At 47.8% G+C, this 24,137-nt stretch carries 27 protein-coding genes; 23 read left to right on the forward strand and 4 right to left on the reverse strand.

The features are described 5' to 3' along the window. The first annotated feature begins 1 nt into the window (after window position 1). The 3 genes from P401_RS0104080 (at window position 2) to P401_RS0104090 (ending at window position 2,249) form a co-directional block, all read left to right on the forward strand. On the forward strand, window positions 2-766 hold the full coding sequence (locus P401_RS0104080) for a thiazole synthase (RefSeq protein ID WP_029341335.1): 765 nt from the start codon (window positions 2-4) through the stop codon (window positions 764-766). Continuing rightward, the gene (locus tag P401_RS0104085) at window positions 763-1,770 is read left to right on the forward strand and encodes a ThiF family adenylyltransferase (protein WP_029341336.1); all 1,008 of its coding nucleotides are present in this window, start codon (window positions 763-765) and stop codon (window positions 1,768-1,770) included. The genes P401_RS0104080 and P401_RS0104085 overlap by 4 nt, the downstream gene beginning before the upstream one ends. Before the next feature lie 122 nt (window positions 1,771-1,892). Beyond that, window positions 1,893-2,249, forward strand: a complete 357-nt coding sequence (locus tag P401_RS0104090; RefSeq protein ID WP_023467859.1) for a hypothetical protein — start codon at window positions 1,893-1,895, stop codon at window positions 2,247-2,249. Between the two features lie 130 nt (window positions 2,250-2,379). On the opposite strand, the gene P401_RS0104095 is transcribed toward P401_RS0104090, so the two are convergent. Continuing rightward, window positions 2,380-2,748, reverse strand: a complete 369-nt coding sequence (locus P401_RS0104095) for a hypothetical protein (protein WP_029341337.1) — start codon at window positions 2,746-2,748, stop codon at window positions 2,380-2,382. A gap of 324 nt (window positions 2,749-3,072) precedes the next feature. On the opposite strand from P401_RS0104095, the gene P401_RS0104100 reads away from it, so the two are divergent. The 5 genes from P401_RS0104100 (at window position 3,073) to P401_RS0104120 (ending at window position 9,425) form a co-directional block, all read left to right on the forward strand. Then, window positions 3,073-4,194: an exonuclease SbcCD subunit D gene (locus P401_RS0104100; RefSeq protein WP_029341338.1), complete on the forward strand. Its 1,122-nt coding sequence runs from the start codon at window positions 3,073-3,075 to the stop codon at window positions 4,192-4,194. Next, on the forward strand, window positions 4,176-7,181 hold the full coding sequence (locus P401_RS0104105; protein WP_029341339.1) for an AAA family ATPase: 3,006 nt from the start codon (window positions 4,176-4,178) through the stop codon (window positions 7,179-7,181). The genes P401_RS0104100 and P401_RS0104105 overlap by 19 nt, the downstream gene beginning before the upstream one ends. A gap of 13 nt (window positions 7,182-7,194) precedes the next feature. Beyond that, window positions 7,195-7,986 carry an AAC(3) family N-acetyltransferase gene (locus P401_RS0104110; protein ID WP_029341340.1) on the forward strand — a complete coding sequence of 264 codons (792 nt, stop codon included), beginning with the start codon at window positions 7,195-7,197 and terminating at the stop codon, window positions 7,984-7,986. A 57-nt stretch (window positions 7,987-8,043) separates the two neighbouring features. Beyond that, the gene (locus P401_RS0104115; protein ID WP_029341341.1) at window positions 8,044-8,781 is read left to right on the forward strand and encodes a Bax inhibitor-1/YccA family protein; all 738 of its coding nucleotides are present in this window, start codon (window positions 8,044-8,046) and stop codon (window positions 8,779-8,781) included. A 104-nt stretch (window positions 8,782-8,885) separates the two neighbouring features. Beyond that, on the forward strand, window positions 8,886-9,425 hold the full coding sequence (locus tag P401_RS0104120) for a class I SAM-dependent methyltransferase (RefSeq protein ID WP_029341342.1): 540 nt from the start codon (window positions 8,886-8,888) through the stop codon (window positions 9,423-9,425). 52 nt (window positions 9,426-9,477) lie between these two features. Here the strand turns inward: P401_RS0104120 and P401_RS0104125 are convergent, their stop codons facing one another. Then, window positions 9,478-9,783, reverse strand: a complete 306-nt coding sequence (locus tag P401_RS0104125; RefSeq protein ID WP_029341343.1) for a hypothetical protein — start codon at window positions 9,781-9,783, stop codon at window positions 9,478-9,480. Between the two features lie 130 nt (window positions 9,784-9,913). Between P401_RS0104125 and P401_RS0104130 the strand changes: the two genes are divergently transcribed. From P401_RS0104130 to P401_RS0104175, 10 genes are all read left to right on the forward strand, one after another. Beyond that, the gene (locus P401_RS0104130; RefSeq protein ID WP_029341344.1) at window positions 9,914-10,648 is read left to right on the forward strand and encodes a nuclease-related domain-containing protein; all 735 of its coding nucleotides are present in this window, start codon (window positions 9,914-9,916) and stop codon (window positions 10,646-10,648) included. Between the two features lie 75 nt (window positions 10,649-10,723). After that, complete coding sequence (locus P401_RS0104135; protein ID WP_029341345.1) at window positions 10,724-11,146, forward strand: MarR family winged helix-turn-helix transcriptional regulator; 423 nt, start codon at window positions 10,724-10,726, stop codon at window positions 11,144-11,146. A 68-nt stretch (window positions 11,147-11,214) separates the two neighbouring features. Continuing rightward, the gene (locus P401_RS0104140) at window positions 11,215-12,225 is read left to right on the forward strand and encodes an ABC-2 transporter permease (protein WP_029341346.1); all 1,011 of its coding nucleotides are present in this window, start codon (window positions 11,215-11,217) and stop codon (window positions 12,223-12,225) included. Window positions 12,226-12,408: 183 nt separating this feature from the next. Further along, entirely contained in the window at window positions 12,409-12,723 is a 315-nt protein-coding gene (locus tag P401_RS0104145; protein WP_029341347.1) for an ArsR/SmtB family transcription factor, read from the forward strand. Window positions 12,724-12,850: 127 nt separating this feature from the next. Continuing rightward, window positions 12,851-14,155, forward strand: a complete 1,305-nt coding sequence (locus P401_RS0104150; protein WP_029341348.1) for an arsenic transporter — start codon at window positions 12,851-12,853, stop codon at window positions 14,153-14,155. A 20-nt stretch (window positions 14,156-14,175) separates the two neighbouring features. Further along, window positions 14,176-15,834: an FAD-dependent oxidoreductase gene (locus P401_RS0104155; RefSeq protein WP_029341349.1), complete on the forward strand. Its 1,659-nt coding sequence runs from the start codon at window positions 14,176-14,178 to the stop codon at window positions 15,832-15,834. A gap of 135 nt (window positions 15,835-15,969) precedes the next feature. Beyond that, a complete protein-coding gene (locus P401_RS0104160) occupies window positions 15,970-16,299 on the forward strand; it encodes a PadR family transcriptional regulator (protein ID WP_029341350.1) in 330 nt (109 codons plus the stop codon). Then, window positions 16,292-16,819, forward strand: coding sequence for a DUF2812 domain-containing protein (locus tag P401_RS0104165; protein WP_051656238.1), 528 nt, complete (start codon window positions 16,292-16,294; stop codon window positions 16,817-16,819). The genes P401_RS0104160 and P401_RS0104165 overlap by 8 nt, the downstream gene beginning before the upstream one ends. A gap of 285 nt (window positions 16,820-17,104) precedes the next feature. Further along, window positions 17,105-18,238 (forward strand): hypothetical protein, encoded by a 1,134-nt coding sequence (locus tag P401_RS0104170; protein ID WP_148662011.1) that lies wholly within the window; start codon window positions 17,105-17,107, stop codon window positions 18,236-18,238. Window positions 18,239-18,258: 20 nt separating this feature from the next. Beyond that, window positions 18,259-18,876: a hypothetical protein gene (locus P401_RS0104175; protein WP_029341353.1), complete on the forward strand. Its 618-nt coding sequence runs from the start codon at window positions 18,259-18,261 to the stop codon at window positions 18,874-18,876. A 53-nt stretch (window positions 18,877-18,929) separates the two neighbouring features. Here the strand turns inward: P401_RS0104175 and P401_RS0104180 are convergent, their stop codons facing one another. After that, the gene (locus tag P401_RS0104180) at window positions 18,930-19,568 is read right to left on the reverse strand and encodes an SDR family oxidoreductase (protein ID WP_029341354.1); all 639 of its coding nucleotides are present in this window, start codon (window positions 19,566-19,568) and stop codon (window positions 18,930-18,932) included. A 263-nt stretch (window positions 19,569-19,831) separates the two neighbouring features. On the opposite strand from P401_RS0104180, the gene P401_RS0104185 reads away from it, so the two are divergent. The 5 genes from P401_RS0104185 to P401_RS0104205 all read left to right on the forward strand — a co-directional run bounded on the left by P401_RS0104185 (window position 19,832) and on the right by P401_RS0104205 (window position 23,637). Beyond that, the gene (locus tag P401_RS0104185) at window positions 19,832-20,662 is read left to right on the forward strand and encodes a transporter substrate-binding domain-containing protein (protein ID WP_029341355.1); all 831 of its coding nucleotides are present in this window, start codon (window positions 19,832-19,834) and stop codon (window positions 20,660-20,662) included. Beyond that, window positions 20,655-21,452 (forward strand): transporter substrate-binding domain-containing protein, encoded by a 798-nt coding sequence (locus P401_RS0104190; protein WP_029341356.1) that lies wholly within the window; start codon window positions 20,655-20,657, stop codon window positions 21,450-21,452. Before P401_RS0104185 ends, P401_RS0104190 begins: the two co-directional genes overlap by 8 nt. Window positions 21,453-21,555: 103 nt before the next feature. Next, entirely contained in the window at window positions 21,556-21,837 is a 282-nt protein-coding gene (locus tag P401_RS0104195; RefSeq protein WP_029341357.1) for a hypothetical protein, read from the forward strand. Window positions 21,838-21,944: 107 nt separating this feature from the next. Beyond that, the gene (locus tag P401_RS0104200) at window positions 21,945-22,868 is read left to right on the forward strand and encodes a daunorubicin resistance protein DrrA family ABC transporter ATP-binding protein (protein ID WP_034786222.1); all 924 of its coding nucleotides are present in this window, start codon (window positions 21,945-21,947) and stop codon (window positions 22,866-22,868) included. Between the two features lies 1 nt (window position 22,869). Next, the gene (locus P401_RS0104205; RefSeq protein WP_029341359.1) at window positions 22,870-23,637 is read left to right on the forward strand and encodes an ABC transporter permease; all 768 of its coding nucleotides are present in this window, start codon (window positions 22,870-22,872) and stop codon (window positions 23,635-23,637) included. 55 nt (window positions 23,638-23,692) lie between these two features. Here P401_RS0104205 and P401_RS0104210 read toward each other — a convergent pair whose 3' ends face one another. Then, complete coding sequence (locus P401_RS0104210) at window positions 23,693-24,130, reverse strand: Asp23/Gls24 family envelope stress response protein (protein WP_029341360.1); 438 nt, start codon at window positions 24,128-24,130, stop codon at window positions 23,693-23,695. Between the last annotated feature and the right edge of the window lie 7 nt (window positions 24,131-24,137).

The following is a 24,137-nucleotide window of genomic DNA, read 5'->3' on the forward strand; positions in this document are numbered from 1 at the left end:
CATGCTGAAAATTGGAGAAAAGACATTTGAATCACGGTTATTACTCGGAACAGGGAAATATACGGATGCTACGGTACAGCAGGAGGCGATCGATGCGTCCGCTTCACAAATCTTGACATTCGCCGTCCGTCGGCTCGATATTTTCGACAAACAACAAGCGAATTTCTTGGAGTCACTTGATTTAGCGAAGTACGATCTACTACCGAACACGGCCGGAGCGAAGACAGCGGAAGAAGCTGTCCGACTTGCGAAGCTTGCGCGGGCATCCGGTATGTGTGACATGGTCAAGGTCGAAGTGATTGGTTGCGATAAGACGTTACTACCTGATCCGATCGAGACGTTACGAGCTTCTGAAGAATTACTCAAAGAAGGCTTCATCGTCTTACCGTATACGTCGGACGATGTCGTGCTCGCACGACGACTCGAGGAACTCGGTTGTCACGCCATCATGCCGGCTGCATCACCAATCGGTTCCGGACAAGGTATCCTCAATCCGCTCCACTTGCGATTCATCATCGAGCAGACGACGGTCCCGGTCATCGTCGACGCCGGGATCGGTTCACCGACCGACGTCGCCTATGCGATGGAACTGGGAGCGGATGGTGTCTTATTGAACTCCGCTGTCGCCCATGCCCAAGATCCGGTCAAGATGGCGCACGCAATGCGACTAGCTGTCGAAGCAGGGCGCTTCGGATTCGAAGCGGGACGTATCGAGAAGAAACAGTACGCGGTCGCGAGTAGTCCAACGAGTGGATTGATTCGATGAACCGTTACTCACGACAAACTCGATTTCAACCAATCGGGGAAGCGGGACAAGCGCGCTTGGCATCAGCGAAGGTGCTGCTCATCGGCATGGGAGCGCTCGGAACGGCGTCGGCAGAGCAACTCGTCCGCGCCGGTGTCGGTGTCGTCCGAATCGTCGACCGCGACTATGTCGAGTGGAGTAATCTACAACGACAACAGCTTTATACCGAGGAAGATGCGCGTCACATCGTGCCAAAAGCGATTGCCGCAAAAGCACGGCTTGAAGCGATCAATTCGACGGTGACGATCGAAGCGCATGTAGTAGACGTCGACCGGGCAGCGCTGACGTGGCTTCTCGATGATATCGATCTGATCATCGACGCGACGGACAATTTCGATATTCGTTTGCTGATGAACGACATGGCGTTGATGCGTTCGATTCCGTGGATTTACGGTGGATGCGTCGGCAGTTATGGGATCACGTTTACCGTCCGTCCCGGGGAGACGCCGTGTCTGCATTGTCTGCTCGATCAATTACCGCGGGATCAGGAGACGTGTGATACAACGGGAATCATCGGACCAGCTGTACAGATGGTCGCTTCCTTACAGGTGACGGAAGCGTTGAAGTGGTTGAGCGGAAAGACGGACGCCATGCGGACGCGCTTGCTTGCGTTTGATGTCTGGTCGAATACGTTTCAACAAATTAACGTCCAGTCACTGAAGCAAACGGAGTGCCCGTCGTGCGGCATCGATCCGTCCTACCCTTACTTATCGGATCAAACGGTTCGTTTCACGGCACTGTGCGGTCGGGATGCCATTCAAATCCGGGGAGACGGACAGCGGGATCTGGAACAGTTGAAACAACGTCTCCAGCCGGTCGCTGCGATTTCCGCTCATAATCCATATTTGCTGGCGTTTACGACGGACGAACATCGGATGGTTGCTTTCCGAGATGGACGCGTTCTGATTCATGGCGAGGCGGATCTCGTCAAAGCGAAGCGGCTCTATCATGCCTATTTCGGCTAACGTTCACAAAACATTAAAAACTAATTTTAAATATATATGTTTTAAATGTTTGAAAAACAGGTAAATAAGACTTCAGACATAAATCGGTCTACAAGTTTTGAACGTGAAGAGGAGTGATTCAGATGAAACAAGAATTCGATCCAATCAAGGATCAAGCACAGACGGAAGACGCCCAAGCAGTTGTTCAGCAAGCCAACTGGAATCCGGATCGGTACCGGACGAACTTGAACCCATTCTATCTGTCACCTTGTAGTGTCGAACGTAGAGAAGACGTGCATCAGGATGCATCGAAAATTCTCGAAGTCGAGACGTCGTCGCCCCTCCAACAACTTTTTGAACACAATCAAGCAACGCATAAATCAGAACAATCGGGCAAAAAATTTAAAACAGGCATCGTCGTCGGCGTCGGTGCGATCATCGGCGGATCGGTTTCTGTGATTCGTTCCGTTCAACGATTTAGAAAACAACGGACGAAATAACACATTCGTCGCAAGAGTGAAAAAAGCAGGAGGCATTCGCCTTCTGCTTTTTGTGTTACCCTTTCGTTTCACAAAAGAAATGAAGAGGTTTTAGTATGTATGTTGTTTCTACTTGTTATATCTAGATTTATCAGTTAGTTACGTTATCAAATGCGGTAGATTTACCGTTCACGTAAACATCGATAATTTTATGTTCAGGATCTAATGTTAACTTGTAGACATGCTGCTTCGTTTTCTTATGAGTTTTAGATTCATTCAATTTAATCTTTAGCGTATCTCCTTTTTCCTCAAGATCAGTAGCAACTGTTTTCTTTGACTGATAAACAACATAAGCGACTTTGTCTTTCGTATTGATCAATTGCAAAGTATTGGCGGGATTGATCTTCGTTTGTATTTCGTTTGGTACAATCTTTAACTCACTAAAACTGAGCTTAGACTCGTTGATGCTACAGGCTGATAACAAAGTACATAACAGAGCTAACAGTATAAGTCTTTTCATGTTTTACCTCCTCATATTTCGATGGATGATCCATAACGATTAAAGTTTACGAAGTTCTAACATGATTTAATTATTACTTAGGATATAACGGTACTAGCTTAGCACAAAATACATTTATTGGATATTGAAAGTAGTCTAAAATAGGATTTCTTAATACATCGAAAATAATAAATCTAATATGATACCGAGTCTTCTTCTTTAGACCATTGTCGCTAAGAAATACGATAATTTCTGCTTTTTGTATTCCAAACGGATGTTCGTCGCAGAACGAACGCTTGCATGCTACACTTAAGCTACTATATTCAAAAAGTGAGTGTGATGAAGATGAAATGGATACATACTGCCGATTGGCATCTCGGCAAAATCGTTCATGGCGAGTCGATGCTCGAGAACCAGCGGGCGGTCTTAGCGGATTTTTTGGCACTCGTCGACCGCGAACAACCGGATGCGATCGTCATTGCAGGTGACTTGTACGACCGCGCTGTACCACCAACGGAAGCCGTCGAACTGCTTGACGAGACGCTCGCTGCCTTGATTCTCGACCGAGACATCCCGGTCATTGCGATCAGCGGAAATCATGACTCAGCCGAACGGTTGAGTTTCGGAACGACGTTACTCCAACGGGCCGGTCTGCATCTCGTCGGAAAACTAACGCCGGTCATTACTCCGGTCACGATCAAAGGAGTGTCGTTTTACCCGGTGCCATTTGCGGATCCTGCGACCGTTCGTTACGTGCATCAGGACGAAACGATCAAGACACATGATGATGCGATGCGGACGATCCTTGCCGGATGTATTCCGGACGGACCGAGTGTCCTCATCGGTCATGCCTTTGTGATTGGTGGCCTCGAGACGGATTCGGAGCGACAATTGTCCGTCGGAACAGCAGGACAGGTCAGCGCGAGCCAGTTTGCACCGTTCACCTATACGGCACTCGGTCATCTGCACAACCCGCTTGCGATTCAATCCGAGACGGTCCGTTATAGCGGATCTCTCTTAAAATATTCGTTTTCGGAAGCACATCATGTCAAAGGGGTCGATGTGTTGACGTTGAACGATGCGGGTACGTTTGATCGCCGGTTCGAATCGCTTGCACCGAAACGTGACTTGCGGGAACTGACTGGAAGTCTCGCTGAACTGACAGATCCGGCGTTCGTCGCGACACAAGAAACGGACGATTATCTAAAGATCAATCTAACGGACGGCGAAGCCTTGATGGATCCGATGGGCAAGCTGAAAAAAATCTATCCGAATATCCTGCACCTCGAGCGAATTGGATTCGTCCGCGAAAGTACGCGGGCGGTCAAGGCGTCGCGTGAGCAAGTTAAGGATGCATCCGTTGCGGATTTGTTCAGTGAGTTTTATGAAGCAGTCCGTGAGAAGAAACCGACGGAAGCGATGCAAGTCGTCCTGAAGGAGGAAGCGACATGCGCCCAGAACGACTGACATTACGCGCCTTTGGACCATTTGCTGGTGAAGAGACGATTGATTTCACGGCACTTGCCGGACGGACGATGTTCGTCATCTCCGGGAATACCGGAGCAGGAAAAACGACGATCTTTGACGCATTGACGTTCGCCCTGTATGGCGAAACGTCAGGCGGGGAACGGGAAATGAGCGAACTGCGAAGTCATTTTGCCGTGCCTGAGCAAAAGACGGAAGTTGAACTGGAGTTTACGCTGAAAGGGGAACGGTACCGGATCATCCGCCAGCCAAGTCAACCACATCCGGTCAATAAAACCGGTTATTCGCATGAAGCCGAGCTTTCACGGTTCGACGGGACGACGTGGAAACCGCTTGCGGTCAAGATTCCGGAAATCAAACAACGCGTTCAAGAGTTGATCCAGCTCGACCATAAACAATTTTCACAAATTCTCCTGTTGCCGCAAAATAAGTTCCGTGAACTGTTGATGGCAGAGTCGAAAGATAAACTACAGATTCTCAAGCAGCTGTTTAAGACGGAACATTATGGTGACTTCCAGCAACGTTTGCATCGACAAGCGCTCGATCTTGCGGCACGTATCAAGGAAACGAAGACGAAACAATGGGCCAAGCTTGAGGAACTACCTTTGCAAGCGAACTGGAGTGAACTGACGGAAGGCGACATCCGGTTACGGATGGAGGCGTTGACGACGGAACGGGACGAATGGCTAACGGCTGCGCGTCAAGCTGAAGTAGAGACTCGTGCGATCGTTGAGAAGAAAACGACGCAGTTGCAACAAGGCGAGCAACTTGAAGCGTTTTTCCAAGAGCAGGAGCGACTTCAACAGACGGAACAGTTGCTACTGGATCGCTTACCGGAAATCAAACAGATGCAAGAAGAAGCAATGGCGGCTGAACGCGCTCAAATCGTCGCACCGATTCATGATCAGTGGCAACAGGATCAAGAACAATTGACGCAACTCACACGTCGAAAACAGGAAACCGAACAGCACATCGCTCGCTTGAATGAGCAACAAGAGGTCGTGCAAGCAAAAGTGGATCGATTGCTAGCGGAGGAACCACAGATTGAGCAACTCAGTCGTCGTCTCGAAAAGATTCAAGAAGAGCGCGAACGCTTGGAAGCAGAAACGGCTTTACGACAACAACAGCAACAACTAGTAGAACGTTTGAAGCTTCTGGACCCAGAGCCATTACGGAAGCAACTCGAACAAGCACGGACGGAGCGAAAGAACGTTCAAGAACAACTGCATCCATTGCAAAACGTCGGAGCAGAGCGCTTACAGGTGCAAGAACGGCGCTTCATCCTACAACAACTGGCGACGAAGATAGCGGAACACGACAAATTGGAAGCAGAACGGCAACAGCTGATCGTCCGCGGCACAAGCGTCCGGGATCAAAAAGAGGCAGCGGCACGCCAGTATGAAGAAGCGCGCAGACACGAACGAGAACAACTGGCTGCTGAACTTGCCAAAGGATTGACAGACGGGACGGCTTGCCCAGTCTGCGGCAGTACGTCGCATCCACAGCATGCTGTCGCCGTCGTAAAGGAACTATCCGTCGATGTAGCGCAACAGCGGTTCCTAGAAGCCCAACAAGCGCATCAAGAGTTACAAGCCTCGTACCGAACGGTTGCCGAACGTCTCGGACAACTGACGATCGAGATTCAAAAGACGAGTGAAAACAAGTCATCTCATGCGGATGTTTCAGCACAGCTTCGGGAAGTCGAACAGACGGAAGCCCGATTAGCATCAGCACAGACGGAAAAAGCGCGTCTTGAGACTCGCCTGCAACAACTCGAGCAATCCATGGACCAGCTACAACTGAAGGTCGATGCAATGATCAAAGACCGGACCGTCATCGAATCGGAATTGGCGCACTTGTCTGGTCGCCTAAGCCAATCAGGAGAGTCCGCGAAATCGCTACCAGCACTCCGTGAGGAACAACAACAGGCAGAAACACGTATCGAGCAGTTCAAACAAGACAAACAACGCCAGCTACGCGAGAAGGAACAGCTCGATCGTGACTTCGCGGAACACCAAGGTCGATTCCGTCAATTGACTGAGGCATCTGCTGAACAAAGCGACCGATTAACGAACCGCGAAAACGAATTGCAAGCTGTCTTGGAAGAAGAAGCGTTTATGACGATTGAAGCCTTCCGCGAAGCGAGACGGTCTCGTGACGAACTCCGTCACCTCCAAGAACGTTTGGAACAAGATCGCCTCGAACGGCAGGAATTGAAGCTGAAACAGGAACAAGCCCGTTTGAAGACGGAAGGTCAAGTGCGTCCGGATCTTGAACAGTTGCGGATGGATGTGAAGACGGTGTCGCTCGAACTGACGGAGCAGACCGACCGACGAGTCGGGCTCGAGAAGGAACGCGCACATATCGATCAATTGATGGCGGCCTGGGAAAGCTTGCAACGCCAGATTGAGGACGAGGATGCGAGATACGGCATCATCGGCGAACTCGCTCGCGTTGGTGTCGGGGAGAATGCGCAACGGATGACGTTCGAGACGTACGTCCAGACGGCATACTTCGATGAAATATTGTTCGCCGCAAACCGGCATCTGCACGAGATGACCTCCGGGCGTTTCCAGCTTGAACGGAAAACGGAGGCGGGAAAAGGGCTTAAGAAATACGGGCTTGATTTAAATGTCTTTGACGCTTACACGTCGCAAACACGGCATGTCAAGACGTTATCCGGTGGCGAAAGCTTCAAAGCATCCCTTGCCCTTGCGCTCGGATTGTCGGAAGTCGTGCAAGAAGCAAGCGGTGGGGTATCACTTGAGACGATGTTCATCGATGAAGGATTCGGAACACTTGACCCGGAATCACTCGAACAAGCGATCGAGACGTTGCTCTCGATTCAAGCGAGCGGTCGCATGGTCGGAATCATCAGTCACGTCCAGGAACTGAAGTCACGAGTTGACGCAAAAATCGAGGTCAAACAAGGAAAAACGGGGTCGACGATTGCACTAGTCGTCGAGTAAGGAGATAAGATCGATGGAAACACGAAACATGGTCACGAAATCACAAATCAAAGAAGCGTTACGCGAATTAGGTGTGTCGCCCGGCATGAAGCTGTTTGTCCATACGTCACTCAAACAAATCGGCTGGATTCCCGGGGGCGTACAAGCATTGATTGAGGCCATACAGGAAGTCGTCACGACGGAAGGGTTAATCATGATGCCGGCGCAAAGTACTGATAATTCGGATCCGAAGAACTGGAGCCAACCCGCTGTTCCCGAGGAATGGTGGGAAACGATTCGTCGGGAGATGCCGGCATATGATCCAGCAAAAACGGTCACGCGTGGCATTGGTCGCGTACCGGAAGTCTTCCGGACGTATCCCGGCGTCGTTCGAAGTAATCATCCGATGTGGTCCGTGACTGCCTGGGGGAAAGATGCGGCGACATTCGTTGCCGATCATACATTAGAAAATGGCTTCGGTCCCGGTTCACCAATCGAACGCTTCATCGAGGCGGATGGTCAAATTCTGCATATCGGTTCTCCTTGGGATACGACGACCGTCTGGCATTATGCGGAATACGGATTGAATCGTCCGGACGTCGAGGATGGTTGTAAAGTCAAAGAAGGAACGACGGAACGATTCATTCATTACCGCCATCGTCAAATCGATAGTGATGCGTTTGGTCCGATTGGCGAAGCGCTCGAAAGCGCTGATTTCGTCACGTCCGGTTTGATTGGACAAGCGAAATCTTACCGCATCGATGCCAAAGCCTCGATCCCAGTCGTCATGTTGCAATTAAAAGCGCTCGATCAATGGTTATTTTGAAACTTTTTCGGGAAACCTTCGTAGTAGAAAACAGAATCATAAAAAGGAGTGAAAGCAATGGCTTCACGTTTTAAAGTAAACCCGGCATTGCGTCGCGGATTCGATACAGCACGTGTCGGAGAACGACCAATGACAAAAAGCGGAACGATGAGCAAGATTTTCTTGATGCTCGCTCTCGTCACGGCAGCAGCAGGGGGCAGTTGGTTCTTCCTCGCAGAAAACCAAGCGTTCCTATTCCCGGCATTAATCGGTGGATTCGTCATCGGTCTGATCCTTGCCTTGATCATCACATTCAAACCAGCAACAGCTCCGGTCCTATCTCCGGTTTATGCAATCGTTGAAGGTGTGGCAGTCGGAGCGTTATCGTTAATGTTCGAAAGTATGTACCCAGGTATCGTCGGAAAAGCAGTCGTTGCGACATTCGTCGTTGCGTTTGCGATGTGGTTCGTCTACTCGACGGGGATGATTAAAGTAACGCAGCGTTTCCGTTCTGCAGTCACAGCGGCGATTCTCTCGATCTTCGTCTTGTATGCGGTCAACTTGATTCTCGCGTTATTTAGTGTCGACCTCCCATTCATGACGGGTAGCTCACCGGTTGCGATCGGCGTTCAGTTCGTCATCGTCATCGTGGCATCCTTGTCACTTGTAATGGACTTCGATTTCATCTCACAACAAGTGCGCGCCGGTGCTCCGAAGTCAATGGAGTGGGTCGCAGCATTCGGATTGATCGTGACGATCATCTGGCTCTACATCGAATTACTTGATCTCTTATACCGTCTTGCGGCACGAGATTAACAGCAACAGACGACGGGTTCTCCGTCGTCTGTTTTTTTATCGAAAGCAGGGATGGTCGCGGAAAACAAGAAATGATAAAACGTAACTGAAAGGAGAGAAGATACATGAAAGAACGTATCGTCATTGGAGCAGGACCGTATCACAACAATCCCGGTTGGTATCATTCACAAGAAGATGAGTTGAATTTGCTCAATCGTTCCGATTGGGAACGATTGTGTTCGAACGACACGTTGCAAGCGATTCTTGCGGAACATGTCTGGGAGCATTTGACATTCGAAGAAGGGATTGACGCGGCACGTCATTGTTATGCATACCTTGCACCAGGAGGATACGTCCGTTGTGCAGTGCCGGACGGTTATTTTCGGGATGAGGCATACCAAGCAATCGTCCAAGTCGGTGGCCCCGGTCCAGTTGACCATCCGGCAGCGAGTCACAAAATCGTCTATACGTACGAAACGTTACGGAACGTATTCGAAGAAGCTGGGTTTCAGGTACGTTTTCTCGAATATTTTGATGAGAATGGGGTGTTCCATCAAGCGGATTGGGACGGCGCAGACGGTATCATTTTCCGTTCGAAACGATATGATCCCCGTAATGCAGAACAGATGAGATTTCCTTCGTTGATACTTGATGCATATAAATGAATACATAGTTGAAAAAGACCATCTGAACTTCGCTGTCAGATGGTCTTTTTGATCATATTCCGTGCTCGCTTTTCAGTTGATCGACATATTGTTTTGCCTCGAGCAATGACGATCCGAGCGTCTCTCGAACGCGTTTGACAGCTTCAACCGTCTTTCCTTCATGAAGCAACTGAACCAGTTCGACTTGTAATGCTGCTTCTTCTAAAGACACTTCGTTCAGACCGAGGTGTTCCTCGATTCGTTGCAATTTTTTTAGAATCGTTTGTTGGCGGCGTTTTGCTTCGTCCGCTTTTTGCGATAAGGACATCCAAATGAAGAATAAGACAATTAGTGGAGCGAACGTGACGACAGAATCCATAGTGAACACCTTCCTTTCGTCCACCGTACCATAGGAAATGATTCATAACAAATAGTGGAAAACGAGGTGGAAATTGATTATGCTGATATAGTGGAAAATAAAGGGTTAATATGGAAAGGAGATAAATCTAGTGGATAATGTATTAGTGACATTTTTGCCATTCTTGATTCAAATCGGACTAATCATGGTGCTGTTCTTCTTCGGAACGTTTGGTCTGTTTTTCTTCGTAAAACGCAGCTCGTATCACAACAGTCGTTATTATCGACTGACACGTGAACCGTTTTTACGGATTGTCCGTGATAAGGGGAAATGGGGCGAGTACTTGACGACACGTCAACTCGATCAAGTGTCAGGATACGGCACGTATGTGTTTAATACATATTTACCTCGTGCGCGGGGAGAAGGTACGACGGAGATCGATGTGACGTTCATTCATGAAAGTGGCATCTATGTGCTCGAATCGAAAAACTACAGCGGGTGGATTTTCGGACGCGAGCAGGACCGTCAGTGGACACAACAGTTCCAGAATCGCTTCAAGCAACGGTTCTATAATCCGATTAAACAAAATGAAGGGCACCTTAAAAGTATGCAACGTTTCTTAGAAGGAACGGATCCTACGCTCTTTCACTCCTTGATCGTCTTCAGCGAACGCTGTGAACTCAAAAAGATCACCGTCGTTTCAGCGCATGTCCGTGTCTTGAAACGAAACGTCTTACGTAAGACGATTGAGCAACTCGCGACAGAAAAGGCGTTGACACCAAGTCAAGTCGATACGATCGCGGGAAAACTCGGGGTTCATTCACAAGTCGATCGTGCCACCCAACAGGCGCATATCGATGGGATTCGTCAGCGCCAGGCCAAATGACAGCGTTGACGGACTGGCTCTCCTTCAGGTATAGTGGATAAATAATAAGTAGTGCAACTATATGGAGATGATGGGATGAAAGAATCGGAATGGTCGCTTGGCATGCAATTATCTCGTAGTTATTATGCGTTCAAACGTGCTGCCGCTAAACGGATGGAGACGTTCGGTTTAACGCCGGAACAGTTTTCTGTCCTGAGTGAACTTGCTAAACAAGATGGTGTTTCGCAAAAGCAGCTGGCACTCGTGACGGAACGTGATCAAACAACGATCGGTAAGATTCTCGATAAACTCGGTAAAAAAGAATTGATTGTTCGGACACCGGATCCTCGGGACCGACGAGCGGTTCTGCTCTTGATGACACGAGAAGGACGTGACATCGTCGATCGTCTCGGACCAGAGCTCGATCAGCTACAATTCGAAGCGTTCCGAGGACTCTCGCGGGAGCAAATCGAGCAATTAAAGGAAACACTTGAGACCATTCACCGGAATGTGACGTGAATGGTTTTCCTTCGGACATATAGTTGCACATGATATTATAAGTAATGCATATAAAAGGAGATTGTAATATGAAAGCATGGAAAGATGTCTGGTCAATGACACAAACGAAAGTGGGGCTCGTCTTCGCGATCGTCGTCCCGCTCTTGTTCCTCGTCGTCTGGATGACTGGTTACGAAGGAACAACGGAACGACTCGATCAATTGAACGTCGGTGTCGTTGGCGAAGTGAACGACCCGTTCGTCACATCACTAAAAGAAGCACCGTTCACGGTCCAAGCAGTTCCGACCGAAGCGAAAGGGTTGGAAGCACTCGATGCCAATGAAGTCGATCTCGTCCTACAAAAGGATGATACAACGCGTCAACTGACGGCACACGTCAGCCAGACGAATGCCGAATTTGCGAATGCGATTCTCGAGCGGGCAACGGAAACGATCGGCAAACAGTTGAATGGTGAGCCGACGTTCACGACGTCGGTCGTCACGGAGCATGCCGTCTCAGATTTTGCCTTGTCGATGCTGCCACTCGTCCTCGGGTTCGTCATCTATATCGCAACAATGACGATGGGGATTCAGTTCAATCTCGTCAGCACGATCTTAAGTAAGTGTCATTCAATCTGGTCACTATTTTGGAGTCGCCAACTGTTGCATGGAATCGTTCTTCTAGTCGTTCCGTTACTGCTCGTTTCTGTGGCACATGTATTAACGGACATCACGACACCGTTCATGAAGTTGTGGGCGTTCGAGTTCCTCGTTGTCGCGACCTGTATCGCCGTCACACAGATGAACTTCGCGATATTTGGACCGATTGCGCCACTTATCAATGTCGCATTGATTCCTTTCCAGTTGATGACTGCCGGAAACATCGTGCCAGCGAAGATGTTGGCACCGTTTTATCAATCGCTCGGAACGTTCTTACCGGTTCCGAATGCCGTGGCTGGATTCAGTCGATTGCTGTTCATGAATGGTTCAGTAGGGACACAGGTGCTTCATTTATCACTGATTGGTTTCGGTAGTTTTATCGTGACATGTTTAGTGGTGAGTTGGAGGGAGCAACGACAAGCACGACGTGTTGTTGCATGAAGAATATAAGAAGAATCGTCATCGAATGAGATGGCGATTTTTTTTATTTGAGATAGATTTATGAAAAAATCATTGCATAACAAAAACGTTATATAATAATATGGTTATGTGAAAAGCGAAAAAGATAAATTCGCTCCTGTATCAGGCATGGATTATACGTTTAAGAGAAAGGAGGACTCTCCATTGATCGAGACAGCAAAACGGGTAGAAGAGATGAGTCAGTTCTTAAAGCTACTGAGCGATGGAACACGTCTTGAAATTTTGCGAAGACTACACGTTCGGGAACATTGTGTCTGTGATTTCGTCGAAATGTTTGATATTTCGCAACCGGCAGTCAGTCGTCATCTAAAATTATTGCGTCAGTCCCATCTCATCTTGGAACGACGTGAACGACAATGGATTTATTTTCGAATCAATCCAGATCATCCGCAACACAAGTTGTTATTGACGATTTTAGAAGAAATGGACACTCCGGACATCCCGGACAGAAGTTGCTAGCACCATGGATGAAATGGATTAGCACGAGCAAGGCATTGGAATCGAGACGATATTCCATTCTTGATGGCACACGTTCAAGGATGGCGAATCGTTAATAGAACCACTCGAAATTTAATACAGAAATGAAGTGAACGCATTGACCGGTACACATTTACTAGCGATCGGAATTTTTCTGATCACCTTATTCTTAATCATCAAACAACCGAAAGGACTCGGCATCGGTTACTCCGCGATGGGGATGGCGCTCGTTGCGCTATTGACGGGAGTCGTCAATCTCGATGATGTTTCGACTGTCTGGGGCATCATCTGGAATGCCACCTTTACGTTCATCGCTCTGATCATTATCTCACTGATTCTTGATGAGATCGGATTCTTCGAATGGGCGGCACTCCACATGGCACGCATCGCACGAGGTGGTGGTGTCAAACTATTCGTATATATGACATTGCTCGGTGCTGTCGTTGCGGCTTTATTTGCGAACGATGGGGCAGCCTTGATCCTGACACCGATCGTCCTCGCGATGGTTCGTCACTTGAAACTTCCGGATTATGTCGTGTTAGCCTACGTGTTTGCTTCCGGATTCATTGCCGATACGGCCAGTTTACCGTTCGTCGTCTCGAACCTCGTCAACATCGTCTCAGCAGACTTCTTTAATATCGGTTTTACGGAGTATGCGTCACGGATGGTATTCGTCAATCTCTTTTCTGTCGTAGGCAGTCTGATCGTCTTGTATCTCTATTTCCGAAAGAGTATTCCTAAGAATTATGATGTCGGGCAGCTCGTCGTACCCGCGACAGCGATCAAGGATCAACGGATGTTCAAGTTATCTTGGTTCGTACTCATCTTGCTTGTCGTCGGATACTTTACGAGTGACGTCATCGGCATTCCAGTCAGTCTTGTCGCTGGAATCATCGCCTTGTTCTTCTTATTGATGGCACGTCGTTCACCGAGCGTACCGACGAAAAAGGTCATCGGTGGTGCACCGTGGGCGATCGTCTTCTTCTCACTTGGAATGTACATCGTCGTCTACGGACTTCAAAATGCAGGATTGACACAAGTTCTCGCTGACATCATTGATGGCTTTGCGACGAATTTAGCAGCCGCGACATTTGGTATGGGCTTCTTGGCTGCCATCTTGTCGTCGATCATGAATAACATGCCGACCGTCATGATCGATGCCCTTGCGATCGATTTGAGCCAGGCGACTGGAACGATTCGAGAAGCGCTCATCTATGCGAACGTCATCGGATCTGATCTTGGACCGAAGATCACGCCGATTGGTAGTTTAGCGACATTACTTTGGTTACACGTGCTTCGGACGAAAGGCGTGAAGATTGGTTGGGGTCAATACTTTAAAATCGGAACGATTCTGACGATCCCGACACTTGCCATCACATTGCTTGGCTTGTATATCAGCTTGATACTTTATTGATTTTTAAGGAGGAACTAGAGATGAAATTGATGATTATTGGTTCAGTTGCTGCGGGAACATCAGTAGGAGCAAAAGCACGTCGTAACAGTGAAGAGTTGCAAATTACGATTTATGATCGGGATCAGGACATCTCGTATTCAGGTTGTGGGATTCCCTACTTCGTCGGTGGGGAGATCGCTGACATCGACGAATTGACACCGCGCGATGCCGCTTTCTTTAAAAAACGATATAACATCGATATTCATACACAACACGAAGTCGAATCGATTGATCATGCGACAAAAACGGCGACGATCGTCAATCTCCTGACAGGGGATCGTTTCACGGACACGTATGATACGTTAGTGCTGGCAACCGGTGCTTCAAGTATCATTCCACCACTTCCAGGCGTTGAACATGAGAATGTCTTTACGGTTCGAAATGTCCGCAATGCCGACGCGATCCGGTCCTACATTGATGCTCACGATCCGAAGACAGCAACGATTGTCGGCGGAGGATTCATCGGACTCGAGATGGCAGAGCAATTGACGTATCGGGGCATTCAAGTCACGCTCGTCGAACGTTTGCCGCAAGTCATGCCGCCACTTGATCGCGATATGGCAGAACGCGTAGCGGATCACTTGAAAGATAAAGGGGTATCCCTCTTGCTTGGCGAATCCGTGACAGCGTTCAACGGAGAAGAACGTATTTCTGAGGTCGCGCTTGAGAGTGGAAAAACGATCGAGACGGATCTCGTCATTTTATCTGTTGGCGTCAAGCCGAACACGGGTCTTGCGAAGCAGATCGGCGTAGAGCTTGGTAAAACAGGAGCGATTGCAGTCAACCGTCACATGCAGACGAATGTAGCCGATGTCTACGCAGTCGGCGATGTCGCAGAGAGTTTCTCCGTCATCACGGGTGAAGCACTTTATCGTCCGCTTGGTTCAACAGCGAACAAGATGGGACGGATTGCCGGCATGGTCATTACGGGTGAGGAAGCGGAGCACCGTGGTATCTTAGGGACGGGTATCTTCAAGGCGTTCGATTTGACTGTCGCTCAGACGGGTTTGACGGAAAAAGAAGCGCGTGAGTCAGGGTATGACATCGAAGTCTTGCATAACATCAAACCAGATCGTCCGGAATACATGGGTGGGAAAGAGATGACGATCAAAGCGATTGCCGATCGGGCAACAGGGCGAGTCCTCGGAGCCCAGATCGTTGGTCCGCAAGGTGTCGACAAACGGATTGATGTCCTAGCGACGGCGATCACCTTTAAAGCGAAGGCAGAGGATTTATTCCATCTCGATTTAGCTTACGCTCCACCGTTCGCGACGACGAAGGATCCCGTTCTCTATACGGGAATGGCACTCGATAATGCCATCAAAAAAACAGCGCGTTTGATGACACCGAACGAATTAATTGACCAAGTCGCGAGTGGGAAGTCGTTCCAAATCATTGATACACGCTCGAAAGCACAATTCGAGAAAAATCATGTCGACGGAGCGATCCATATTCCACTTGGTGAACTGCGGACACGCGCGAAGGAATTGGATCCGACGTTACCGACGATCGTCTACTGCAACAAAGGCGTGACGGGGAATGCTGCGCAAAACGTCTTGAAAAACCTTGGATTTACGGATGTATGCAACTTATCAGGTGGCAACAAGAACTATCAACATATTAAAAAATGTTTTTCATAAAATCGAACAATATAGCGTGATGATCCTATTTACTTAGGGATCATCACGTTTTTTTGTTGTCAAATTGTTAGAAATAGGATATTTTTAGTATATCGGTAGACGATATAACGGAAGACGGAATAAGGAAGTGAGAAAATGGCACGGACAATCCAAGAGACGGCATTAACTGAGGCTGTCTATTATATTTTACTGTCGCTTCAACAACCCCGTCATGGCTATGGCATCATGCAATTCGTCCAGGAGTTGAGCAATGATCGTGTCAAGTTAGCTGCTGGTACGTTGTACGGCGCACTCAGCAGTCTGGTCGATAAAGGGTGGATTGAAGCGATCGAGCAAGAAGCAGGGCGAAAGAAAGAGTACATCATGACGAATCAGGGGCGGGAGAGATTACAGGTAGAGCTAGATCGATTAAAAGAACTCGTGCGACATGGACAAGAAACGATGGGAGTGGATCAAGGTGAGTAGTAAAACGGTCTATCGCTTTTACGCTGATTATGCAAAAGAAGAAGTGTGGTTAAACGAGATGGCAAACAACGGCTGGTACTTACAGCAGTTTCGACTCGGACATTATGTATTCATCAAAGGTGAACCTGGTATGTACACGTATCGAATCGAGTTATTAGAAAACATGTCAAAGCATCCGAAGTCGCAGGATTACTTTGCGTTTTTGGAAGAGATGGGCATCGAAGTCGTGGATACATCGTTCCGCTGGGTCTTCTTAAGAAAACGGACCTCGGATGAACCATTTCATTTGTACTCGGACTTTGATTCACAGATCCATCACGAACATCGAATTTTGCAACTCTATAAAGTCGTTTTTTTCGTGAACATCATTGCAGTACTCATTAATTTGTTTAATCCGACTACCGACACGATGATCTGGTTCAATCTCGCGATCGTGACGGGTCTCTCATTCGTGATGCAACGCCACGAACGTAAAATTCAAACGTTACGTGGATTGCGTGCCATCGCGGAGCAGGATTAAACGCATATAACCTGATTTCAAAATTCCTCACGTCTCTAAATGAAACGTGAGGAATTTTTTTAGTCGTTAGAGTTCAGGAGGATGTTGTAAAGTTGGTCAATTCGTCTAACAGTGTTGTAAGAAAGACGTACTACATCGATCTAACAGTGTATAACTAGGTAGAAGAAATTGTTTAAATCAACAAGTCAAGGGGTCATGAATCGAATGGATAAGTCTATCCGTAAAAAGTGGATTTTTTTTAGTCTAGTGTTTTTTGTCAGTGGAAGTATCCTTTTAGCGACCTGGATGAAAGTGCAACAGGGTCGCACAAACGCAACTGTCCTACCACGTTCTTCGATTACAGCCATCGATTTTAGTCCTCAACAAGACACCGTGATGTTGGTCTATCCAGGACAGGGGCAAGGGAAAACGAATGATCCTGAACTTGCCTATAGTTCGATTGTCACGATCAACATGAAAGGAAAGGTAGTAAGCGAACGACAGGTCCATGATCCACGTTTTACGAACATGACGCTTGTGCAAAAACTGAGTACGCCGAATGTGTTGTATGCATCAGTGCAAGGCTATCCGAATTATTTTTATACATTCGATTTTACAAAGCGACGGTTTGTTCAACATCATGTGACGTATTTCAAGCACGATCCCATGATAGAATCCATCAAACATTTTGGAACGGATACATGGTTCAAGACGTTGAATTCATACAAAACCGGTACGCAACGATCGTCTCAAGGAACAGGATTCTCGCACACCTTTTCTAATTTTGATACAAAAGAAAACTATGAGACGCCTGCGCGCTTCGAACCAGGAAATTCGATGATGATTGACCTAGAGCATCATCTAGCTTATGCCAGTGCTGGTAGTGAAGATGAACAAGAAGAAAAAGCAGCGATGATTTTCATGAATAAACAGACTGAAAAACCAATCGTGTACCGTAACAAGGAAGAACCTTATGCATATTCAGCCCTTTATGGGAAGGACGATACGGCATACTTCGCTAGTACAGATGGTTGGATGATTCGGATCAATGAGGCAGGTGAACAAACCGAGCGGTATTATCCGTTTCTTCAGAATACGAATTTTGATAGTACTGATCCGATTCGAATGATTGATGCAACACAAGGGATTCAAGTCGTTCAGCAATTCTCACAGAATAACCTAGATGCGGATCATCAAATTCTAGTTAAATGGACGTTCGGACAATCGTTCTCGGTTCAGGAAATCAAACCGAAGTTTTGGAAAGCCGATAAACGGTACAAGTACGTATATATTCATCCCGAGACGAAAAAATCATATTTCATCGAATTTGACCCTGAAAAACCGGATAAAGGGAAACTGCTCATTACGAATCAAAAGTATGAGTTGCTTCACGAGATTCCGGTGGAAGGACCGATTGGAATCGACTTTGTGATCGAATGAGATAAAGAGAGGAAGATATTTTGAACCGTATCGAGCGATTTGAATTTGAGTTTGAAAAAAAAGCGGGAGAACGATTTTCACTTTTCACGTATCTTGAGCAACAACAATCAGATTGGTCTTCTTTACAAGATGATGAAGCGCGGGAGGGAAACTTTCACGTAAGCATGTGGATCAGTGGAGAAAAGATTTCCTGGTCATATGACGTGCGAGAACGGGATGAAGCAACACAAGCATATCGGTTTAATATTTTCATACAACGCTGGAAAAACATCTGGGAATGGGCTCAGCAACGTCACTTAATGAGTGGAAACGCATTTGGAATTCATCAAACACTCGCTGACTCCGTCAGGACATCTGCCAAGTCTGAAGCGTATTTGGAACGGGCAATGAACGAGCTTGCTGGCTACGATGCGGAAGGACTACTCTTTTATTTTGGTCCTGGACCGTGGGACGACTTTCAGAACGCGGATGATGAGCTGGATATGTTTCTTGAGTTCGATGAGATCAATACAAAAGAGAAGATGCGTACGGAAGGGCTCTACTTTGATTACGATAGTCGGCGCTGGATCGACATTCCAGCTTCCTTACCGGTTATTGCTGAAACGATGCGGACGATGTATCTGCAACTCTACCAATAATCGATTTCATCGAAAAAGCTCACGTCTCAGAGATTGAGACGTGAGCTTTTGTATTAGAACAACTCGTTAATTGGTGTGTCACCTTCAAGCAATGTGACGACTTGCTTCGAGGCGTTGTCGTGACCGAGCGCAGCTAAAATGACACGGGCGACGTCCTCACGTGGAATTTTTTTAGTCGCTTGCTCGGACGGATCCGTCGTGACGTTGCCTGTTCCGGCTTCATCCGATAGTCCGCCTGGGCGAAGAATCGTGTAGTTGAGTGACGATTCCTTCAGGACACGATCCGCATAACGTTTTGCGATGTAATACGGCTTCATGCTGTCGGACCATGTTTCCGGCGAATCGGCATTCAAGGCACTGACCATGATGAACTGTTTTGCATTGATTGCTTCTGCTGCTTCAATCGCTTTGACGGCACCGTCGAAGTCGATTAGCATCGTCTTGTCGGCTCCCGTGTGACCACCTGATCCTGCGGTAAAGATGACGACATCTGATCCTTGTAATGTATCGGTGATCGTCGCGACGTCCGCTTCAAGATCGAGATGGACCGGGGTATGACCTAATTTCTCAAAATCACTGAACTGGTCCTTGGAACGTAATCCTACTTTGACATCGTGCTCCGAATCCTGCAGTAAGCGAGCAGCGTGACGACCTACTTTACCATTTGCACCAATGATGAAAATCTGACTCATGTTCCATTCCTCCAATCGCGATTTGATGATTCTGTTTCAGTATGGAAAAGACGGGGGGATTCTGTAAAGAAAGACGACTTGTAGAACTGCAACCGTCATCAAAACATCTTTTTAACGCTTTTATGCATAAAATCATCAAATTATCTTGAAATCACGTGTAAGTGTGGTAGGATAATGACTATTACCCACACCGAAAATCATTTGGGTTAAATTGTAGCAATATTCGGTGAATGGGCAACGACGAAACAGAAAGGAGAGATACGATGAGAAAGAAACCATGGCTACTGGCAGGACTTGTTTTGACAGGCGTTGCCGCTTGGATGATTTGGAATCAACAGACGGATGCCGAAGCACATGAGATCTTCGAAGACCACAAGCTGGTCGTCGGGACGACGGGGGATTATAAGCCCTTTACATACTGGAACGAGGAACGGAATCGTTATCAAGGCTTTGATATCGATGTCATCCAAGCGTTCGCCAAAGCAGCAAATCTTGATGTGACGTTCGTCAAGACGACATGGCCGACATTATCAGAGGATACGAAATCAGGAAAGTTTGATATCGCTGTCGGTGGCATCACGAAGAAAGTCGAGCGCGAGGTCATCGGAGACTTTACATCGTCGTATTTCTCCTTTCAAAAAGCACCGCTCGTAAAGAAGAAAGATGTCGAACGCTTGAATTCGCTCGCTGCAATCAATAATCCAGCAGTCAAAATCGGTGTCAATCCGGGTGGCACGAACGAAGCGTTCGTGAAGAAGCATTTTCCGAAGGCAGATGTGACCGTCTTTGAGAACAACTTGGACATTCCGAAAGCCGTAAAAAGCGGACAAGTCGATGTCATGGTGACGGACGACATCGAGGCGTTGCATTACGCGACAGAACTCGATCTTGCGGTGCCGAAACTAACAGAGGCATGGGAACCAGCCGAGATGGCGTATTTGATGCAACCGGATCAAAAACAGCTTGGAGATGTCTTCCGGGTCTGGATTGAAAGTGCAGAGGGGCAAGAACAAGTTCAAAAATTGAAGAAAAAATGGAACATAGTCTCGACACGTGAGACGGTCGGAGCGAAAGGAGCGGGAGCATATGAGTAAATGGGGATGGATCGTCGTCGGAGGTGGCGTCTTGTTTGCGAGCTTACTGACGCTATGGCAAACGGAGCAACCACGACGAGTACAAGCGAAGAACGTCTTTGCGACGAAAAAAATCGTCGTCGGAACGACTGGGGATTACAAACCATTCACGTACTTGAACCGGAAGACGAACGAGTACGAAGGATTCGATATCGAAGTGATCCGTTCTTTCGCGAAGACGACCGGTATCGATGTCGAGTTCGTCCCGACGACATGGCCCACGCTATCTGCTGATCTTGCTAGCGGGAAATTCGATATGGTCGTCGGGGGCGTGACGAAGAACATCGAGCGCGAGATCATCGGCGACTTCACATCGAGTTACCTATCATTCCAAAAGACACCGCTCGTCCGTAAAGAAGATGCTAAACGTCTTGCTTCAATCGAACAAATCAATCGTCCAGACGTGACGATTGGTCTAAATCCAGGTGGAACGAATGAACAATTCGTCCGTAAGACGTTCACGAAGGCGAATATCGTCATGTATGAACAAAACCTCGATATCCCGCACGCGGTTGCCTCAGGTGAAGTCGATGTCATGATCACCGATACGGTCGAGGCGATTCATTATGAAGCGCTCGACAAACGACTCGCGGCACCAAGAATTCAAGAAAAATGGATTCCGGCGGAGAAGAGTTACCTCGTTCGAGAGTCGGAAGGGGACGTCGTCGATGTTTTCAATCTCTGGATGCAATCGCACGAAGGTCAAGAAGAGATGGAGCAATTAAAAGAAAAATGGCAAGTAGCGTCGTAAGTGGATCGTGTCTCCGTATAACAGGAGGCACGATTTTTTCGTAACAGGAATCTAATGGGAAAGGGCGAACAAGTAACATATAAGCAAATCAGGAGGAATCGATATGTTGAATAAGGGAACATCCAAACAATGGCTTATCATGACCGTTCTTTTTGCCTGTATCACTTACGGATGGATTGTCATCGGAGAGTCATGGATCAGCACTACGTTGTTATTAGGAGGGGCGATTGTACTTGCGAGTGGTGCGGTACTATCGTTTAGTCTCGCGTTAGCGCGAACCGTTCGATTAAAGGGAATCGGATTAACGATGATGATGGTGTCGATCGTCACGACGCTCGTGGTATCCGCGGGTGTCGTGTACGGTGTGTATCAGATTGTAGCGTAATCGTTAGAGCTTGAATTTAGGCACCGAATCAGGTGTCTTTTTTTTGATTCGAGAACAGAAAAAACGGGAAAATCTTGGACATGACTTTGAATTCAGAGAAAGAAGGAATGAAGATGATTCATGTCGAGAACTTGACGAAGACGTACGATGGGAAGGATGTCGTCAAAGGGATTTCGTTCGACGTGCAAGCCGGGGAAATCTTCGCTTTTCTAGGACCGAACGGGGCAGGGAAGTCGACGACCGTCCAGATGCTGACGACATTGATTCCAATTTCCGGTGGTCGGGCGACGATTCAGGAATTTGATGTCGTCAAACAGGAAAAACAGGTTCGGTTGCAAATTGGGGTCGCCTTACAAGATACCGGCATCGATGAAGACTTGACCGGACTTGAATTACTCGTCCTACAAGGAAAATTATTCGGATTAAGTCAGACGGAAGCAAAAACACGGGCAGGGGAATTGCTGCGACTCGTCGGACTCGATCAAGATGGGAAGCGCCGTTCGGGCACTTACTCCGGTGGGATGAAACGACGGCTTGATCTCGCCTTGACGCTCGTCCATCAACCAACCGTTCTGTTTCTCGATGAACCAACGACTGGGCTTGACCCCGCGAGTCGTGTACAAATCTGGAACGAGGTCCGGCGATTAAACGAAGAGTTCAGCACGACGATCTTTTTGACGACACAGTACTTGGAAGAAGCCGATCAGTTGGCGGACCGAATTGCCATCATCAACGAAGGGCAACTGATTGCGGAAGGAACGGCAGCTGAGCTGAAGGCAGCAAACGGAGAGGAACGGATTGAGTTGACACTTGCTGAAAAAGAGGACGAGCGGATTGTCTTAGAAACGTTTAAAGGACGTCAGGAAAAAGGTCAACTGGTCATTCCTTCACATGGAACGGAGACATTACGCGCTGTTGTCCGCTTTCTTGACGAACGGAAGATGATTGCGACGTCACTGGTTGTCAAACAACCGTCACTCGATGATGTCTTTATTCGTTTAACCGGACAAGCCTATAAGGAGGAGTCGTGACATGATTCGAGAAACGTGGTTTTTGATGCGGCGAAGTCTACTCGTCACGTTACGTAATCCGTTTTCCTTCATTCCGAACTTGATCATCAGTGTCTTTTTCCTGCTCGTCTACACGAGTGGTTTGTCCGGAATCTCGAATTTACCGCAGTTCGACGGCGTCGATTATTTGAACTTCATTCTCCCAGTTTCAATCGTCTCGGGTGCTGTTGGTGGAGCAGGGGGGGCCGGTCAAGCGCTCGTCAAGGATATCGAGAGTGGTTATTTTGCACGACTCTTATTGACACCAGTCTCGCGAACAGCAATCGTCCTCGGCCCGATGCTTGCCGGGATGCTGCAATTATTCGTTCAAACGTTACTCATCTTCGGGATGGCCTTTTTGCTTGGTCTATCGATCCCAGTCGGTGTCAGTGGCTTTTTCTTGACGATCGTACTCGCGCTCGGATTTGGACTCGCCTTTGCCGGTTATTCGGTCGGTGTCGCTTTGAAGACGCGGAATGCGCAAGCCGCTCAAGCCGGAACGCTCTTATTCTTCCCGTTGATTTTCCTGTCGACGACGTTCGTACCGAAAGACTTGATTGAAGCCGAGTGGCTCAAGATTGCTGCGACGATCAATCCAACGACCTATATCATGGAAGGCATGCGTAGTGTGTTAACCCGTCCAGAAATTGATTGGTCGGTTTACTGGCAAGGTTTGATCGTCGCTGCTGTTCTCAGCATCGCGATGGTGATCTTTGCTGCGTTGAACGCACGTGGGGCATTGAAAAAGTAAAAAATGGACCCGTTTTTAGACGGGTCCATTTCATGCGGCTATCTAGTTGACGGTCTTATTTCAAATCGCGTTTTTCTTCCTCTTCTTTCGACGATTTACTTTTTGCGTCGAACTCAGAACGTGTCATGACATCTTCGACATGCATATTGATTTCAATGACATCGAGTCCTGTCATATCATGGACTGATTTTTTGATTTTCGTTACAGCATCTTGGAAGATCGACGGGATGTTTTTGCCGTACTCAACGATGACTTTTAGGTCGAGTGCGACTTGGCGCTCGCCGACTTCCGCGTCGATGCCTTTTGCGATATCTTCCGTGCTCCGGAAACGATCTGTCAAACCACTCATGAAGCCACCGCTCATTGAGAGGATGCCTTTGACATCATTTGATGCGATACCAGCGATTTTTTTAATGACTTGATCTTCGAATGTGAGTTTGTTTTCGCGTACTACTTCGTTTTCGTTTTGTTTCGTGTTGATTTCGTTAGCCATGAGAAAT

It is taken from the genome of Exiguobacterium acetylicum DSM 20416 (assembly GCF_000702605.1).
GTDB lineage: Bacteria > Bacillota > Bacilli > Exiguobacteriales > Exiguobacteriaceae > Exiguobacterium_A > Exiguobacterium_A acetylicum.

Excerpts from the sequence above, each read along its gene's own strand:
- P401_RS0104080 (WP_029341335.1), top strand. The coding sequence starts at position 2 with ATGCTGAAAATTGGAGAAAAGACATTTGAATCACGGTTATTACTCGGA.
- P401_RS0104085 (WP_029341336.1), top strand. The coding sequence starts at position 763 with ATGAACCGTTACTCACGACAAACTCGATTTCAACCAATCGGGGAAGCG.
- P401_RS0104090 (WP_023467859.1), top strand. The coding sequence starts at position 1,893 with ATGAAACAAGAATTCGATCCAATCAAGGATCAAGCACAGACGGAAGAC.
- P401_RS0104095 (WP_029341337.1), bottom strand. The coding sequence starts at position 2,748 with ATGAAAAGACTTATACTGTTAGCTCTGTTATGTACTTTGTTATCAGCC.
- P401_RS0104100 (WP_029341338.1), top strand. The coding sequence starts at position 3,073 with ATGAAATGGATACATACTGCCGATTGGCATCTCGGCAAAATCGTTCAT.
- P401_RS0104105 (WP_029341339.1), top strand. The coding sequence starts at position 4,176 with ATGCGCCCAGAACGACTGACATTACGCGCCTTTGGACCATTTGCTGGT.
- P401_RS0104110 (WP_029341340.1), top strand. The coding sequence starts at position 7,195 with ATGGAAACACGAAACATGGTCACGAAATCACAAATCAAAGAAGCGTTA.
- P401_RS0104115 (WP_029341341.1), top strand. The coding sequence starts at position 8,044 with ATGGCTTCACGTTTTAAAGTAAACCCGGCATTGCGTCGCGGATTCGAT.
- P401_RS0104120 (WP_029341342.1), top strand. The coding sequence starts at position 8,886 with ATGAAAGAACGTATCGTCATTGGAGCAGGACCGTATCACAACAATCCC.
- P401_RS0104125 (WP_029341343.1), bottom strand. The coding sequence starts at position 9,783 with ATGGATTCTGTCGTCACGTTCGCTCCACTAATTGTCTTATTCTTCATT.
- P401_RS0104135 (WP_029341345.1), top strand. The coding sequence starts at position 10,724 with ATGAAAGAATCGGAATGGTCGCTTGGCATGCAATTATCTCGTAGTTAT.
- P401_RS0104140 (WP_029341346.1), top strand. The coding sequence starts at position 11,215 with ATGAAAGCATGGAAAGATGTCTGGTCAATGACACAAACGAAAGTGGGG.
- P401_RS0104155 (WP_029341349.1), top strand. The coding sequence starts at position 14,176 with ATGAAATTGATGATTATTGGTTCAGTTGCTGCGGGAACATCAGTAGGA.
- P401_RS0104160 (WP_029341350.1), top strand. The coding sequence starts at position 15,970 with ATGGCACGGACAATCCAAGAGACGGCATTAACTGAGGCTGTCTATTAT.
- P401_RS0104170 (WP_148662011.1), top strand. The coding sequence starts at position 17,105 with ATGAAAGTGCAACAGGGTCGCACAAACGCAACTGTCCTACCACGTTCT.
- P401_RS0104180 (WP_029341354.1), bottom strand. The coding sequence starts at position 19,568 with ATGAGTCAGATTTTCATCATTGGTGCAAATGGTAAAGTAGGTCGTCAC.
- P401_RS0104185 (WP_029341355.1), top strand. The coding sequence starts at position 19,832 with ATGAGAAAGAAACCATGGCTACTGGCAGGACTTGTTTTGACAGGCGTT.
- P401_RS0104190 (WP_029341356.1), top strand. The coding sequence starts at position 20,655 with ATGAGTAAATGGGGATGGATCGTCGTCGGAGGTGGCGTCTTGTTTGCG.
- P401_RS0104195 (WP_029341357.1), top strand. The coding sequence starts at position 21,556 with ATGTTGAATAAGGGAACATCCAAACAATGGCTTATCATGACCGTTCTT.
- P401_RS0104200 (WP_034786222.1), top strand. The coding sequence starts at position 21,945 with ATGAAGATGATTCATGTCGAGAACTTGACGAAGACGTACGATGGGAAG.
- P401_RS0104205 (WP_029341359.1), top strand. The coding sequence starts at position 22,870 with ATGATTCGAGAAACGTGGTTTTTGATGCGGCGAAGTCTACTCGTCACG.
- P401_RS0104210 (WP_029341360.1), bottom strand. The coding sequence starts at position 24,130 with ATGGCTAACGAAATCAACACGAAACAAAACGAAAACGAAGTAGTACGC.